This is a genomic window from Bradyrhizobium sp. UNPA324 (assembly GCF_006658635.1).
GTDB classification, from domain to species: Bacteria; Pseudomonadota; Alphaproteobacteria; order Rhizobiales; family Xanthobacteraceae; genus Bradyrhizobium; species Bradyrhizobium nanningense.
Genome location: NZ_LFJD01000004.1, coordinates 6,826,989 through 6,842,893, shown reverse-complemented (window position 1 = coordinate 6,842,893; position 15,905 = coordinate 6,826,989). Strand labels below are relative to the sequence as shown.

The following is a 15,905-nucleotide window of genomic DNA, read 5'->3' as shown; positions in this document are numbered from 1 at the left end:
CGTACTCGCTCCAGCCGCTGCTTTAGACCCAAGGTGCATTCAACGTCTGGAGTGATTTCCAGCCTCTGTCCGATCTTCGGATGCTAGCCGGGGAAGTCGCGGAACTCCTTGACGAGATTAAACGGAATTTTCCACCCGGCGCCTCCGTCGCGCATCAGCATCTTGATGTCTTCCGCCCTGTTTTCCTTTCCGGTCTTCGGATCGGTCTCCAGTGTGTGGCCGTTGCTGTCCCAAGGTTTGGTCGCGCTCTTCGAGTAGGAGCCGAGAAAATGCCCGGCTTCATGGGCAGACGTGTTAGGCCCGCGTTGCGAGCTGATAAAGGCAAGGTCCAGCGATCGAGCAAACGAGCCATTGGGGAAGGAGCCATTGGACCGAAGCTTATCGACACAGAAAATGGTTAGGTGGGCGCCCTGAACTTTGTGTTTGGCGAAGAAGCTCTTCAGTTTTTCGACATCGACCACATCGGGAAAGGTCGCAAGACTCGCATCCTTCATGCCGGTCGCGTTGGCGAGCTCCTGTTTGACGGCGGCCTGTGTGTCGTCGATGAAGAGCCAGTCGCTTGGCACCCGCTCGAAGCGGATGTTGGCCTGCGGCTTCCATATATTGTTCATCGTCAGCAGTTCATCTTGCTCGCTGCAGGGTTTCTTGGCGTGAAACGTCGGAGCGCCGCCACTCCCCGGAATCATGACGTTGCGGAACGCCACCTTGATCTTGATCTCCGGCAGCACGACGACATGGAGCTTGGCTTCGATCTTCCGGCCGGCCGACCGGGCCACCACCTCCAGACCGGGAAAGCCAATCGGCTTGATCCGGCCATTGATTTCGAAAAACCGTGCATCGCCATTGAAGGTGGCGGGAAGTGACGCCGCCCTGAGCTGCGGATCGATGTCGGGTGCGGAGAAGGTGTCTCTGGCCTGCATGACGCGTCTAAGAGTATCGGCGCCATCGATCTCCTTGATCCCGAGGGCATGGGCGCTGGGATCGACTTTGAGTTTTCTTCCGGGATCGATCAGCGCCACGATGTTGGAGCCGCCGAACGGTACCACCATGCCTGGCGGGCTGCGGCGCTCATCGATCCCGGAGCGGCGGAAAACCTCTTGGAAAGCGGCCATGTCCGGTTCTCCTGTTCCAGTTCGGACCGTCAACGCGAAATTTTGAACCTTCAGGCGGTCGCTGCGCGGCTGGCGGATGGTTTCCCCGGGCGTGCCGATCCTCGGCCATGATGCCGGCATTCATGAAGCCGACGCGGGTCGAGACATCGGCGGAGGAGGCCATCTCGTGCGTGACCAGCATCGTCATGCCTTCGGCGCTTCTGGCCCCGGTCACCCCTTGGCAGCAACGTACCCATAGAAATTCATAAGAAAGTCCCCAACGGCGAGGGGCTTGACGGCACCGGTCTTTTCCTGCGGATGCGGTATCAAATAGTCTCCATCGCCATACGAGAAGACCTTCGCTTTCACGTATCCGTTCATCACTTGTATCTTCTCGCGCAGCACGACCCAGTGCATCGTAAGCGCGGAGCCTTTATCGGACTGGTCGTCATAGTCGATCATATTGGCGCTTATGAAAAGGCATACGCGATATCCGCTGTCGAGCAGCCGGTTGGCTTCGTTTACATCGTCGATGTCTTTGTTGAATCGCGAAATGTTGGTATTCTCGCGCACGTCCCGGTATCCTGCCTTGCGAAACCATTGCTCCATTTCGCTCGGCAGGGTGACACCCGCAAGATCGCTGATCTTGCCTGTGTCGTCGAAATCGAGGAACCAGTTCTCCGAATCGCGTATGGAGGCGCATGTCAGCCAGTCGACGTGGTCCAGCGACCAGGGTGGCGTGAAGTTCCTCACATCCTTTCCCGGCTTGATCAGCAGGCGGCCAAGGTTCGCCTGCCCCTTCTGATAGAGATCGATCGCGAAGCGCGCGTAAGACCCTGGCTTGTCGGACGCGTAGCCGAACATCAGGGCGGATGGCCCGCACAGACTTCCCTGATCTTGATTGATGAGGCTCGGCTTCGCAATGCGCCTGAGAATACCTATGCCGACCCGGTGTGGGTCGAGCTTCGGAAAGAACGTCGTCCTCGTATTTTTCAGGAAATCGCAGACCATTTCCGCGGCTAGTTTTTTCTGGTCGGAATTGAGATCGTACGGTCCGATTCCCCGCTTCTCCTTGTATTCTTCTCCGATGAAGAGCGTGATGAGCTTTTTCGAGGTGGGGGAGAGCGTTCTGGAGGTGTTCGCAATGGTGGTCAGGTCGTCCAGCTCGAATGCGGTGACCATGCCGTCTGCGACGGTAGCCCGGATGATGTCAACGACTTCTGCGTAGTCCAGCTTTGAATCGTCGATGAGGCCTTTGCGAAGTGCAGCATCGACCGAAGGAGTCGCGATTGCGTCCCACTGGCCCTTTGGCGGGGCGGGCTTGGCCGCCGCCTTCGTCGACAGTTCAACGAGCCGATTGAATGTCGGGCCGGCAGGCCGAACATAGCCGTCGGGCGTGCCGGGAAAGTTCTTCTTTTGGAAGTACAGAATCGAGTTGTAAAGGCCGTCGCTGGCATGACCGGTCACGACCATCTGTGGTTTGAGCGTGTTCTCGGCGCCGCCGTCGGAAATGGCGATCTTGTTGAGCAGCGAAATGACCAGCTCCTGATCCTTTTTCCAGTTCTGGCAGCTGCGCCCTGTCGTCGCGAACCGTCCGACCTTGTCTTTCAACTGCAGCATATCGCGCCTCCCGGAACGGGAATGCTGCCTCGAACGTCCTGACATGCAGCCGGAGGCAGGCGCTGTGGCAAGTCTTCCCGCTGTAGGGTTGGTCGCCCTTGCCGTCCCTTGTGTTCACTCGCAAGGACAGCGGTCGCCCTGTGGCGGTTCACGAATGAGTTATGTCTTGCCTATCGGGGTAGACCGGAACTCGTCGGCGCACCGCTAGAATGTCGCGAATGGCCGTTAGCTGCTTCTCTGTTTCTACACCCTGACGTCGGCTTGCGGGGTGCGAACGGACCAACGTGGCCGCGGCGCCCGCATGTGGCCCATAGCGGACCAACCGCGGCAGCCTGCCTGACGGCAGCTTTTGACCCAAAGTGGTCGATGTCGAGCTTGTCCCGAGCTATTATCAGCCTAGCTGATCGACCAGTGCAGACCATAGAGCCCATGGTTCGCCTCGATGTACCGGGTCCTCAATTGCAGTGTGCACCATGACGATCTTAGAGGTCGGATCAACGCAAATATACTGGCCCTTGAATCCTAACAACGCGAACTGCCGCCTCTCACCGGGAAACAGCCACAAGAGATAACCGTAGCCAAATCTCTTCGTCGCCACGACCGGTCGCAGATAGTCATCCGAAGCTCGAACGGTGGTCGCATCGATCATCCATTGCGTCGGAACGATCTGCTTGCCATCCCATGCGCCATCATGCGCCAGCAAACGCCCTAGCCGGGCGTAATCGCGCAGAACGGCATTGAAGCCAAAGTGCCCCAGTTCGAATCCCTCTGCGTCTACCAGCCAATTGGCATCCGCTTCCGCGCCGATCGGTTCCCACACTTTCTCGCGCAGATAGTCAGACGCCGACTTGTTGACAGCACCGTGAAGCACCATGGCGAGCACGTCGGCTTCTATGCTCGCGTAGTAAAATCTCGTTCCCGCCGGGGCGACACGCTGATTGAATTGCACAATGCTCTTGACCGTGCCCAACTTTGAGTCCGGGAACGCGATCCCCATGCCGTTCCACAGGCGATTGAGGTCACGCCCTCCGTCTCTTGTTTCACCGAAATCGACGCCTGAGGACATGTGCAGCAGATCGCGAATTGGCGTCCTGCCGTACTCGCTACCCATAAAACCCGGTACATAACTTTCGGGGATATCATCGACCGACTTAATCGCCCCCTCCGAGATGGCGATCCCGATCAACAGTCCGGTTATCGTCTTGACCATCGACTGGGATACGAACCGATCTTGATCAGTTCGCGCGTACTGATAGCCCTCGAAGATAATCTGGTCGTCCTTGGCGATCAGCAGGCCAGTGGCTGGATTGCGCGACATGTAGTCGAGGGGCGAAAACTTGCTTCCCTGAAAATTGTAGTAAACGTCTGCCCTCGAGCACTTGAACTTCCAGGGCGTCACAGCTTGCCTGACGAGCCGCGTTGGATAGATGTGATCGATATGAGTGAATGCGCCGACACGATATTTTGGCTCCCAAGGGTCGCCTTGCCTCCGCGCCTCCGCAATGTCGGGAAGAGGATAACCATCTTTGGCGCCGTAAAGCTCGGCGTTTGGACCTGTTGTTGAGAAAATCGGACCGGCGCAGTCTTGCGTCTCGCCGGGGGAAACTGGTTCTGCGGTTGCGGGAATGGGACCGGCAAACGCACAAGCGACTGTAGCAGCCAGCGATGACACAGCCTTGCGACGGGAATATTGCGGCGCCGACACGACGTCCCCCCAAAGATTCCCGTAAGTAGAGATCAAATTGGGTGGAAACTTCAAGGAGTATGTCTCCTATTGGCCCTTCGCGGAGCTTGGCCTGTGCTTCGTCGATGTCCGCTTTAGAGGTGCGCGCCCTAATACGCCTGCTTCGCGTCGGCCTCTTCGCTGGTCTGGATCAGGTCGAGGCTCTGCTCGATCTTGCCGAGCAGGGTGGACAGCTGCTTGCGCTCCTGCGCGGAGAGACAGGCGAGGATCTCGTCCTCGCGCCGTAGCAATTGCGGAAACAGCTTCTCGTAGAGCGCGCGGCCCTTCGTCGTCAGTTGCAGGCGGAATTCGCGGCGGTCGGCCTGGTTCTCGACCCGCTCGATCAGATCCTCGTTGAGCAGCGTGGTCACTGCGCGGCTGATGGTGGATTTGTGCGTGCGGGTGCATTGCGCGATGTATTGCGCACTGCAGGCATCGTTGCGGAACCCGAGCGTGGCGATCACGCGCCAAGCCGGGATGTCGAGACCGTGCCGGTCCTGATATTCGATCGAGAGCGCCGAACTGACTTCGGCTGCGAGCCGGTTGAGGCGAAACGGCACGAACTTGAACAGATCGAGCCTGGCCTTTCGCCGCACTGAGGCCTCATCGGCCTCGCGCGTCTTCAGTGCGATGTCGCTGGATGTCCTTGCCACGGGGAGCGCTCCGAATTCCAGTTGACGGCCGGCCGGCTCCGGTCCAAAATAGTTGCACGTGAGACTATCTAGCAGATCAGTGCTCTCCTGACCAGAGCCGAGGTTCGAGTATGGCGCAGGCCACCACACTTCAGGTCAAGACGCATCAGGCCAAGACCCAGTTCGGCTATCGCCGCCATCCCGATCAGGATCGCGCCGGCCAAAGCCCGGCCGAGCATCCGGTCGTGGTTGTCGGGGCCGGCCCGGTCGGGCTGTCGCTTGCGATCGATCTCGCCCAACGCGGCCAGCGCGTCGTCCTTCTGGATGACGCCGACCGCATCGGCGAGGGCTCCCGCGCGATCTGCTTCTCGAAGCGCTCGCTGGAATATTGGGACCGGCTCGGCGTCGGTGACCGCATGGTCGCCAAGGGTGTGGTGTGGAGCGTCGGTCGCATCTTCCACGGCGACTCGCAGCTCTATCAGTTCAATCTCTTGCCCGAAGACGGCCACAAGCGGCCGGCCTTCATCAACCTGCAGCAATATTACGCCGAGGCCTATCTGGTCGATCGCATCCAGGATCTGCCCGAGGTCGACCTGCGCTGGCGCAACAAGGTGACGGCGCTGGAGCAGCGCAACGACGGCGTGGCGCTGACGATCGAGACGCCGGAGGGCGCCTACCGCCTGCACGCGCAATACGTCATCGCCTGCGACGGCGCGCGATCTTCGCTGCGGCAGATGGTCGGGGCGGAATTTGCCGGCCAGGTGTTCGAGGACCAGTTTCTGATCGCCGACGTCAAGATGACCGCGGAATTCCCGACCGAACGCTGGTTCTGGTTCGATCCGCCGTTCCATGCCGGCCGCTCCGCGCTGCTGCACCGGCAGCCCGACGACGTCTGGCGCATCGACCTCCAGCTCAATCGCTATGCCGATCCGGTTCTCGAGAAGAAGCCCGAGAATGTGCGGCCGCGGATCGCGCGCATGCTCGGTCACGACAAGTTCGAGTTCGAGTGGATCTCGCTCTACAAATTCCAGTGCCGGCGGATGGATCGCTTCATCCATGGCCGCGTGATCTTCGCCGGCGATTCCGCGCACCAGGTCTCCCCGTTTGGTGCCCGCGGCGCCAATTCGGGGCTCGAGGACGCCGAAAATCTGTCCTGGAAGCTCGATCGCGTGCTGCGCGGCATCTCGCCCGCGAGCCTGCTCGAAAGCTATCACGCCGAGCGCAGCATGGCGGCTGACGAGAACATCCGCGAATCCACCCGTTCGACCGATTTCATGGCGCCGAACTCGCATCAGGAAGCGCGGCTGCGCAAGGCGGTGCTGTCGCTCGCCAAGGAGACCGAGTTCGGCAAACGCATGGTCAATGGCGGGCGGCTGTCGGTGCCGTGCAGCTACGACTCGCCGTTGTCGTCGCCGGACGCGGATGCCTGGTGCGGAGGGCCGTCTCCCGGCTGCTCCATGCTCGATGCGCCGATTGCCGAGCAGGCCTACCTGACGGATGCATTCCGCGACGGTGGAACGGACTTCACCCTGCTGTCGTTCAGCAATGGCGCAGCGATCGATCCGCCCGCTGGCGTCAAGCAGGTCCGGATCGGCGGTGGGAGCGGACTTGCCGATCCCTCAAGCCTTGTCGCGAAGCGCTATGATGCCGAGCCCGGCACGGCCTATCTGCTCAGGCCCGACGGCTATGTCGCGGCGCGCTTCCGCCATCCGACGCGAGAAGCCATCGCTGCGGCGCTGTCCCGCGCCCAAGGTTTGAATTGAAGGCTTGAATTGACGGCTTGAATTGAAGGCTTGAATCGAGGTTTTGCATGCCGTTGTCCACCAGCTCCAATTTCGTGCGACCTGACGATGCCTTTCGCGCCGTCGTCGAGGCGCATCGCGGCCTCACCGCGGAGCAAAGTGCGGATCTCGATTCGGCGCTGGTGCTGATCCTCGCCAATCATATCGGCGATATCGATGTGCTGCGTGAGGCGATCGGGCTCGCCAGGCGCCGCATGATCGACGGCCAGCAGCAACAACAGCAACAACAATAACCCCAAGCACTCAAAGCAAAGCTCAAAGGACGAATTGATGGCGAAGAACTTCGCATCCACCGGCGATCTCGCCGAGAAGAAGATCACCTTCTCCGAGATCGGCACCGATCTCTACGCCTTCACCGCCGAGGGCGATCCGAACACGGCCGTGATCGTCGGCGACGACGGCTGCCTGGTGTTCGACGCGCAGGCGACGCCGGCGATGGCGAACAAGGTGATCGAGCGTGTCCGCACCGTCACCGACAAGCCGATCAAATATGTCGTGCTGTCGCACTATCACGCCGTGCGTGTGCTCGGCGCCTCGGCCTATCACGCGCAAGGCATCGTCGCCTCGCAGGAGACCTATCGGCTGATCGAAGAGCGCGGCAAGCAGGATTGGGATTCCGAATATGGCCGCTTTCCGCGCCTGTTCCAGGATGCCCAAAGCATTCCCGGCCTGACCTGGCCGACGCTGACCTTCGAAGGCGAGATGTCGATCTATCTCGGCAAGCGCGAGGTGCGGCTGATGCAGCTCGGCGCCGGCCACACCTCGGGCGACATCGTCGCCTGGGTGCCTGATGCCGAAGTCATGTTCTCCGGCGACCTCATCGAATATCACTCGGCCTGCTATTGCGGCGATGCGCATTTGCGCGAATGGCCGATGACGCTGAACGAGATTCGCAATTTCAATCCCAAGGCGATCGCGCCGGGCCGCGGCGACGCGCTAAAGGGGACGGCGACGGTGCGCGAGGCCATCGCGATGACGCGCGATTTCGTCAGCTCGCTCTATGGTGCCGCCGAAATCTCGGTCGCCAAGGGCCGGACACTGAAGGAGACGATGGCGGCGACCCGCGAGGTGATGGATCCGAAATTTTCCAGCTTCGCCATCTACGAGCATTGCCTGCCGTTCAACGTGTCGCGCGCCTATGACGAGGCGTCTGGGATCGACGATCCCGTGATCTGGACCGACAAGCGCGACCAGGAAATGTGGGCTGCCTTGCAAGGAGGAGGATAGTCATGAACATCAACACCTCGCCTGATCAGATCATCCGCAGCTCGGCCCAGATCACGCCGGGCTACATGTCCGGCTTCGGCAACAGCTTTGAGACCGAGGCGCTGCCGGGCGCGCTGCCGATCGGCCGCAACTCGCCGCAGCGCTGCGCCTATGGGCTCTATGCCGAGCAGCTCTCCGGTTCGCCCTTCACCGCGCCCCGCGGCACCAATGAGCGCTCCTGGCTCTACCGCATCCGCCCGTCGGTGAAACATTCCGGCCGCTTCGAGAAGGTCGATGCCGGCCTGTGGCGCTCGGCGCCGTGCCATGAATACGATCTGCCGATCGCGCAGATGCGCTGGGATCCGACGCCGCTCCCGAAGGAAGACGTCACCTTCGTCCAGAGCGTGCAGACCATGACGACGGCGGGGGATGTGAACACGCAAGCCGGCATGGCCGCGCACGTCTATCTCATCACCAAGTCGATGGTGGACCAGCACTTCTACAATGCCGACGGCGAGCTGATGTTCGTGCTGCAGCAGGGCAATCTTCGTCTCGTCACCGAGTTCGGCCGCATCGATGCCGAGCCCGGCGAGATCGTGGTGATCCCGCGCGGCGTCAAGTTTCGCGTCGAGATTCCGAACGGGCCGGCGCGCGGCTATCTCTGCGAAAATTACGGCGGCGCGTTCACGCTGCCGGAGCGCGGGCCGATCGGCGCCAATTGCCTCGCCAATGCGCGCGACTTCCTCACCCCGGTCGCGCATTACGAGGACAAGGACACTCCGACCGAGCTCTACGTGAAATGGGGCGGCTCGCTGTTCAAGACGCAGCTCGCCCATTCGCCGATCGACGTGGTTGCCTGGCACGGCAATTACGCACCCTACAAATACGATCTGCGCACCTTCTCGCCGATCGGTGCGATCGGCTTCGATCATCCCGATCCCTCGATCTTCACGGTGCTGACCTCGCCGTCGGAGACCGCGGGCACCGCGAATATCGATTTCGTCATCTTCCCCGAGCGCTGGATGGTGGCCGAGAACACCTTCCGTCCGCCCTGGTATCACATGAACATCATGAGCGAGTTCATGGGCCTGATCTACGGCGTCTACGATGCCAAGCCGCAAGGCTTCGTCCCCGGCGGCATGAGCCTGCACAATTGCATGCTGCCGCACGGCCCCGATCGCGACGCCTTCGAGCACGCCAGCAACGGCGAATTGAAACCGGTGAAGCTGACCGGGACCATGGCCTTCATGTTCGAGACCCGCTACCCGCAACGTGTCACCGCGCATGCCGCGAATTCCTCCACGCTGCAGGATGATTATGCCGATTGCTGGAAGGGCTTGGAGAAACGCTTCGATCCGAGCAAGCCGTAGCTTTCTCTGCCGTCATTCCGGGGCGCCGCGGAGCGGCGAGCCCGGAATCCATAACCACGATCGTGAGTATGGATTCCGGGCCTGCGCCTTACGGCGCATCCCGGAATGACGAAGGAGAAAGGTTGCCCGATTTCAGACAGGATTCACAAGTGCCCCACCCCAACGACCCCAGCCTCCGCTCCTTCATCGACGTCGATCCTTCTTCCGACTTCCCGATTCAGAACTTGCCCTACGGCGTGTTCTCGACCGCGGCCAATCCGACCCCGCGCGTCGGCGTCGCGATCGGCAGCTACGTGCTCGATCTCTGGGAGCTCGAGCAGGATTCACGGCTCGATGTCGGGCCGCTCGGCGTGTTCTCCGGAGCTTCGCTCAATCCCTTCATGGCGCTGGGGCCAACGGTTTGGGCCAAGACACGGGCTCGGATCAGCGAATTGCTGCGCCACGATCATCCGGAGCTGCGCGACAACGAGGAGCTGCGCAAGCAGGCACTGGTGCCGATGCGCGACGCAAGACTGCATCTGCCGTTCGCGGTCTCCGGCTACACCGATTTCTATTCGTCGAAAGAACACGCCACCAATGTCGGCGTGATGTTCCGCGGCAAGGACAACGCGCTGCAGCCGAACTGGCTGCATATGCCGATCGCCTATAACGGCCGCGCCTCCACCGTCGTAGTCTCCGGCACGAAGGTGAAGCGGCCGCGCGGACAGCTGAAGCCGCCGAATGTCGAGGTGCCGAGCTTTGCGCCCTGCAAGCGGCTCGATTTCGAGCTGGAGATGGGCGTCGTGATCGGTCAGCCGTCGCCGATGGGCGGCATGCTCAGCGAGCAACAGGCCGAGGAGATGATCTTCGGCTTCGTGCTGCTCAACGACTGGAGCGCGCGCGACATCCAGCAATGGGAATATGTGCCGCTCGGCCCGTTCCTGGCGAAAGCGTTCGCCACCTCGATCAGCCCGTGGGTGGTGACGCGCGAGGCGCTGGAGCCGTTCCGCCTGAAGGGGCCGGAGCAGGAGCCGGTGCCGCTCGATTATCTCAAGCAGACCAAGCCGCAGAACTACGATGTCGAGCTCGACGTCTCCTTGCGCGCCGCCGGCGCCAACGCGCCCGCCAGCATCAGCCGCACCAATTTCAGATACATGTACTGGTCCTCGGTGCAGCAGCTGATGCACCACGCCTCCTCAGGCTGCGCCATGAATGTCGGCGATCTCCTCGGCAGCGGCACCATCTCCGGTCCGGAGAAGAACCAGCGCGGCAGCCTGCTCGAGATCAGCTGGAACGGCACCGAGCCGGTCGAGCTGCCCGGCGGCGCCAGGCGCTCGTTCCTTGAGGACGGCGACAGCCTCGTCATGCGCGGCTGGTGCCAGGGCAACGGTTATCGCGTGGGGTTCGGTGAGGTCGAGGGGACGGTTTTGCCGGCGGAGTAGGGCGCGCCGCCGCCACGACCTCCGTCATTGCGAGCGCAGCGAAGCAATCCAGAATCTCTCCGCGGAGGGATTCTGGATTGCTTCGTCGCAAGGGCTCCTCCCAATGACGTGGAGAGAGCCTACCGCCTCTCTGGCGGCACGTCGCGTATCCGCGCGCAATGCGCCGCGACGTCCTCAAGGCTGTACTTCAAATGCACCCGCTTGTCCGACGGCGCTTGCTTCGCTGTGCACACGCCTGGCCGCCATTCCTGCGCGGGGCGGATCGGGCGGGGCGCAAAGCCGCCGCCGCAGTTCGGGCAGACGTTGGACAGTTTCGTCTCGACGCAGTCGGCGCAGAAGGTGCATTCGTAGGAGCAGATCCGCGCGTCCGTCGCGTTTGGGGGCAGGTCGCGGTCGCAATATTCGCAGTTCGGTCGCAGCTGGAGAGCCATGGCAAAATCTCCCGGATCCACCGGGATCATCGCAGATCGCGCCCGCGGCGCGAATGACGTAGTTCCCTCGATTTCGGCCGGGCTGATCGCCGTGAGCGGCAGAAGAGATCCTATCTCTTCCACGCCTTCGTCACCGCGGCGATCTCCGCAGGCTCCGGCTCGCGCACCGCCGATGGTGTGCGCGAGAAGCGCGGTGCGGGTCCCGGCTGCTTCACGCCGTGGCGTTCGACGAACACGTTGCGGGCGATCATGTGCGGATGCTTTGTCGCCTCCGACATGGTCAGCACCGGCGCGAAGCAGATGTCGGTGCCCTCCATGATCTTGCACCAATCCTCGCGCGTCTTGCTCTTGAACACCGCCTTGAGCTTCTCCTTCAGCGCCGGCCAGGCCTTGCGGTCCATCTGCGCGTCGAAATCGGCGTCCGTCAGGCCGGCGTGCTGGCGCAGCAGCGCGTAGAACTGCGGCTCGATCGAGCCGATCGAGATGAAATGGCCGCAGGCGCATTCATAGACACCATAGAAATGCGCGCCGCCGTCGAGGAAGTTCTGGTCGCGCCCTTCGGTCCAGCGTCCCATCGTGGTCATGTCGAAGAAGAACGACATCAGCGATGCCGCGCCGTCGCACATCGCAGCGTCGACGACCTGGCCCTTGCCGGATCTTTGCGCTTCCAGGAGCGCTGCGAGCACGCCGACGACGAGATAGAGCGCGCCGCCGCCGAAATCACCGACCAGATTGAGCGGCGGCACCGGCGCTTCCTTCGGTCCGATGGCGGCGAGCGCGCCGGTGATGGAGATGTAATTGATGTCGTGGCCGGCGGCGTTGGCGAGCGGGCCTTCCTGGCCCCAGCCGGTCATGCGGCCGTAGACCAGCTTGGGATTGCGCGCGAGCACGACGTCCGGCCCGAGGCCGAGCCGTTCCATCACGCCGGGACGAAAGCCCTCGACCAGCGCGTCGGCGCTCGCGAGCAGATCGAGCACCTCCGCGATCGCCGTCTTGTCCTTGAGGTCGAGCTCGATCACCTTGCGGCCGCGTCCCGCCACCGACTTCATGCTCTTCTTGGCACCGATCCGGTCGAGCGTGACGACGTCGGCGCCCATGTCCGCCAGCATCATGCAGGCGAACGGGCCGGGCCCGATCCCGGCGAATTCGACGATGCGGAAGCCCGACAGCGGGCCGGAGGTGCGGACGGACGAGGTGGAGGCTGATTGATCGAGCACGTTGTTGTTTCCTCGGGTCGCGGGCGGATGCCGGTGATCCGGCAACCGTCTCTGACATTTCTTTTCTGGGGCGAGTTAATCGGCCGATTAACTTTTCTCGCCTTCGCGTCGGCGAGGCAAGCGGTTTTCATGCCGCATCGGCAAAATAAAACGGCGCGCACCGAAGTGCGCGCCGCGGAAAATTTGTGTCGAGGCGCTGGCCGCGGGATCAGCCCGCAGCAGAAACCGCGCGCTGCGCCATCACCTTGATGAGATTGGCGCGATACTCCGCCGTGCCGTGGATATCGGCCAGCAATCCATTCGCCGAAATCGCCACGCCGTCGACCGCCGACGGCGACCAGTTCGATTTCAGCGCGGCTTCGATCGCGGGCACCCGCATCACGCCGCTCTGCGAGGCGCCTGTGGCGGCCACGCGAACCTCGCCCGACTTGGTCTGCGCGACGAACACCCCGGTCAGCGCGAAGCGCGAGGCCGGGTGCCGCATCTTCTCGTAGCCTGCCTTCGCCGGCACCGGGAATGATACGGCAGTGATGAGCTCGCCGTCTTCGAGCGCCGTGGAGAACAGGCCCTGGAAGAAATCCTCCGCCGCAATCGACCGCTTGTTGGTCTTGACGGTGGCGCCAAGCGCGAGCAGCGCGGCCGGGAAGTCCGCGGCCGGATCGTTGTTGGCGATCGAGCCGCCGATCGTGCCGCGATAGCGCACGGCAGGGTCGCCCAGCACCGAGGTGAGATGGGCGATCGCGGGAATCGCCTTCTTCACATCGGCATTCGTCATGATGTCGTAATAGGTCGTGGCGGCCTTGATGGTCAGCGTGTCGCCCGACAATTCGACGCCCTGCAGCTCCTTGATCTTGCCGAGGTCGATGACGTCGGAGGGGCTTGCGAGGCGCTGCTTCATCACAGGCAGCAGCGTCTGGCCGCCGGCCAGAAACTTCGCTTCGCTGCTCTTGCCGAACAGGCTGACGGCCTCGTCGACCGAGGAGGCGCGATGATAGGTGGTCTGGTACATCTTCGTTCCTCTCTCTTAAGCCGCGTGGATCGTGCGCCACACCCGGTCGGGGGTTGCGGGCATTTCCAGATTGTTCTTGCCGATCGCGTCCGTGATCGCGTTGATCACGGCCGCCGATGCCCCGATCGCGCCGGCCTCACCGCAGCCCTTGATGCCCAAGGGATTGCCTGGGCACAGCGTCGTGGTGTGGGACAGGTTGAACGACGGCACATCGTCGGCGCGCGGCATGGCGTAGTCCATGAACGAGGCCGTGACCGGCTGGCCGTTGGCATCGTAGATCGCATGCTCGAGCAGTGCCTGTCCGATGCCTTGGACAAGGCCGCCATGGACCTGGCCCTCGACGATCATCGGGTTGATCAGCCGGCCGAAATCATCGGCCGCGACGAAGTTGACGAAGGAGGTCTTGCCGGTGCCGGGATCGACCTCGACCTCGCAGATATAGGTGCCGGCCGGGAAGGTGAAGTTGGTCGGATCGTAGAAGGCGCTTTCCTTCAGACCCGGCTCCATTCCGTCAGGCAGATTGTGCGCGGTATAGGCCGCGAGCGCGACCATCGGCAGGGCGATCGCCTTGTCGGTGCCGGTCACCTTGAACTCGCCGTTCTCGATAACGATGTCGGCCTCGGAGGCTTCCAGCGCATGGGCTGCAATCTTCTTGGCCTTCGATTCCATCTTCTCCATCGCCTTCAGGATCGCGGTGAGGCCGACGGCCGCCGAGCGCGAGCCGTAGGTGCCCATGCCGAACTGCACCTTGTCGGTGTCGCCATGGACGATCGAGACCTGGCTGATGGGAACGCCGAGGCGCTCCGCGACGAGCTGACAGAATGTGGTCTCATGACCCTGGCCGTGACTGTGCGAGCCCGTGAGGATCTCGATGGTGCCGACCGGATTGACGCGCACCTCGGCCGATTCCCACAGGCCGACGCCGGCACCCAGGCTGCCGACCGCCTTCGACGGCGCGATGCCGCAGGCCTCGATGTAGCAGGACACGCCGATGCCGCGCAGCTTGCCTTGTGACTTTGCTTGCGCCTTGCGGGCGGGGAAGCCGGCATAGTCGATCGCCTTCATCGCGGCATCGAGGGAGGCGTTAAAGTCGCCGGTGTCATAGGCCATGATCACAGGCGTCTGATGCGGGAACTGGGTGATGAAGTTGGTCCGCCGCAGTTCGGCCGGATCGACCTTGAGCTGCCGCGCCGCCGTCTCCATCAACCGTTCGATCAGATAGCTCGCCTCAGGACGGCCTGCGCCACGATAGGCGTCGACCGGCGTGGTGTTGGTGTAGACCCCGATCACCTCGGCATGGATCGCCGGGATGTTGTACTGGCCCGACAGCAGCGTCGCGTAGAGATAGGTCGGCACCGAGGACGAGAACAGCGACATGTAGGCGCCGAAATTGGCGTAGGTCTTGACCTTGAAGCCGGTGATCTTGTTGTTGGCGTCGAACGCCATCTCGGCATGGGTCACATGGTCGCGGCCATGCGCGTCGGTGAGGAACGCCTCGGTGCGGTCGCCGGTCCATTTCACGGGACGGCCGACCTTCTTGGAGGCCCACAGCGCCACCATCTCCTCGGGATAGATGAAGATCTTCGAGCCGAAGCCGCCGCCGACGTCAGGAGCGATCACGCGCAGCTTGTGCTCGGGCGCGATGTTGTAGAACGCCGACAGAACGAGGCGGGCGACGTGCGGGTTCTGCGACGTCGTATAGAGCGTGAAATGCTCTTCGGCGGCGTCGTAATCGGCGATCGCCGCCCGCGGCTCCATCGCGTTGGGGGCGAGGCGGTTGTTGGTGACGTCGAGCTTCACCACATTGGCGGCCTTGGCGAAGGCGGCATCGGTGGCGCCCTCGTCGCCGATCACCCAGTCATAGACCTGGTTGTCGGGCGCTTCGGGATGAAGCTGCGGCGCGCCTGATTTGATCGCGGCATGGACGTCGGCGACCGCGGGGAGTTCTTCATAATCGACAACGACTGCTTCCGCGGCATCGCGCGCCAGATTCTTGCTCTCGGCGATCACGACCGCGACGGCTTGCCCGACGAAGCGCACCGTCTCCGGCGCCATCGCCGGCCACGCGCCCATCTTCATCGGGCTGCCGTCCTTGGAGGTGATGGCCCAGCCGCAAATGAGATTGCCGACCTTGTCGTCGACGATCTGCTGTCCGGTGAGCACTGCGACCACGCCGGGCATCTTCAGCGCGGCGGACGAATCGATCTTCTTCACCTTGGCGTGGGCGTGCGGGCTGCGGATGAAATGGGCATGGGTCATGCCCATCAGCTTGATGTCGTCGACGTAGCGGCCCTTGCCGGTGATGAAACGCTTGTCTTCCTTGCGCACGACGCGCGCGCCGATACCTTCAACACCCATGTCTGGTCCTCCCGACTGGAAATTT

13 protein-coding genes are annotated in these 15,905 nt (G+C 62.5%); 5 read left to right on the top strand and 8 right to left on the bottom strand.

All coding sequences use genetic code 11. From position 1 onward, the window contains the following. Positions 1-83: 83 nt before the first annotated feature. The 4 genes from UNPA324_RS32835 to UNPA324_RS32820 form a co-directional block, all read right to left on the bottom strand. Positions 84-1,112: a hypothetical protein gene (locus UNPA324_RS32835; RefSeq protein ID WP_141939153.1), complete on the bottom strand. Its 1,029-nt coding sequence runs from the start codon at positions 1,110-1,112 to the stop codon at positions 84-86. Positions 1,113-1,322: 210 nt separating this feature from the next. Next, a complete protein-coding gene (locus UNPA324_RS35560) occupies positions 1,323-2,711 on the bottom strand; it encodes a hypothetical protein (RefSeq protein ID WP_210246774.1) in 1,389 nt (462 codons plus the stop codon). Between the two features lie 391 nt (positions 2,712-3,102). Further along, positions 3,103-4,470: a serine hydrolase domain-containing protein gene (locus UNPA324_RS32825; protein ID WP_128917925.1), complete on the bottom strand. Its 1,368-nt coding sequence runs from the start codon at positions 4,468-4,470 to the stop codon at positions 3,103-3,105. A 74-nt stretch (positions 4,471-4,544) separates the two neighbouring features. Continuing rightward, on the bottom strand, positions 4,545-5,087 hold the full coding sequence (locus UNPA324_RS32820; RefSeq protein WP_141938166.1) for a MarR family winged helix-turn-helix transcriptional regulator: 543 nt from the start codon (positions 5,085-5,087) through the stop codon (positions 4,545-4,547). A gap of 110 nt (positions 5,088-5,197) precedes the next feature. Here UNPA324_RS32820 and UNPA324_RS32815 point away from each other — a divergent pair, with 110 nt between their 5' ends. The 5 genes from UNPA324_RS32815 to fahA all read left to right on the top strand — a co-directional run bounded on the left by UNPA324_RS32815 (position 5,198) and on the right by fahA (position 10,865). Beyond that, complete coding sequence (locus UNPA324_RS32815; protein ID WP_141938164.1) at positions 5,198-6,829, top strand: FAD-dependent oxidoreductase; 1,632 nt, start codon at positions 5,198-5,200, stop codon at positions 6,827-6,829. Positions 6,830-6,876: 47 nt separating this feature from the next. Continuing rightward, entirely contained in the window at positions 6,877-7,101 is a 225-nt protein-coding gene (locus UNPA324_RS32810; protein ID WP_141938161.1) for a DUF2783 domain-containing protein, read from the top strand. Between the two features lie 37 nt (positions 7,102-7,138). Further along, positions 7,139-8,095 carry an MBL fold metallo-hydrolase gene (locus UNPA324_RS32805; protein WP_128917921.1) on the top strand — a complete coding sequence of 319 codons (957 nt, stop codon included), beginning with the start codon at positions 7,139-7,141 and terminating at the stop codon, positions 8,093-8,095. A gap of 2 nt (positions 8,096-8,097) precedes the next feature. Continuing rightward, positions 8,098-9,444: a homogentisate 1,2-dioxygenase gene (gene hmgA, locus UNPA324_RS32800; protein ID WP_181769604.1), complete on the top strand. Its 1,347-nt coding sequence runs from the start codon at positions 8,098-8,100 to the stop codon at positions 9,442-9,444. 149 nt (positions 9,445-9,593) lie between these two features. Further along, a complete protein-coding gene (fahA, locus tag UNPA324_RS32795) occupies positions 9,594-10,865 on the top strand; it encodes a fumarylacetoacetase (RefSeq protein ID WP_141938159.1) in 1,272 nt (423 codons plus the stop codon). A gap of 119 nt (positions 10,866-10,984) precedes the next feature. Here fahA and UNPA324_RS32790 read toward each other — a convergent pair whose 3' ends face one another. From UNPA324_RS32790 to UNPA324_RS32775, 4 genes are all read right to left on the bottom strand, one after another. Beyond that, positions 10,985-11,296, bottom strand: a complete 312-nt coding sequence (locus tag UNPA324_RS32790; RefSeq protein ID WP_141938157.1) for a DUF1272 domain-containing protein — start codon at positions 11,294-11,296, stop codon at positions 10,985-10,987. 110 nt (positions 11,297-11,406) lie between these two features. Next, entirely contained in the window at positions 11,407-12,513 is a 1,107-nt protein-coding gene (locus tag UNPA324_RS32785; protein ID WP_128917917.1) for a CaiB/BaiF CoA transferase family protein, read from the bottom strand. A gap of 208 nt (positions 12,514-12,721) precedes the next feature. Further along, a complete protein-coding gene (locus tag UNPA324_RS32780) occupies positions 12,722-13,522 on the bottom strand; it encodes an FAD binding domain-containing protein (protein WP_141938155.1) in 801 nt (266 codons plus the stop codon). Positions 13,523-13,537: 15 nt separating this feature from the next. Next, positions 13,538-15,880, bottom strand: a complete 2,343-nt coding sequence (locus tag UNPA324_RS32775) for a xanthine dehydrogenase family protein molybdopterin-binding subunit (RefSeq protein WP_141938152.1) — start codon at positions 15,878-15,880, stop codon at positions 13,538-13,540. Between the last annotated feature and the right edge of the window lie 25 nt (positions 15,881-15,905).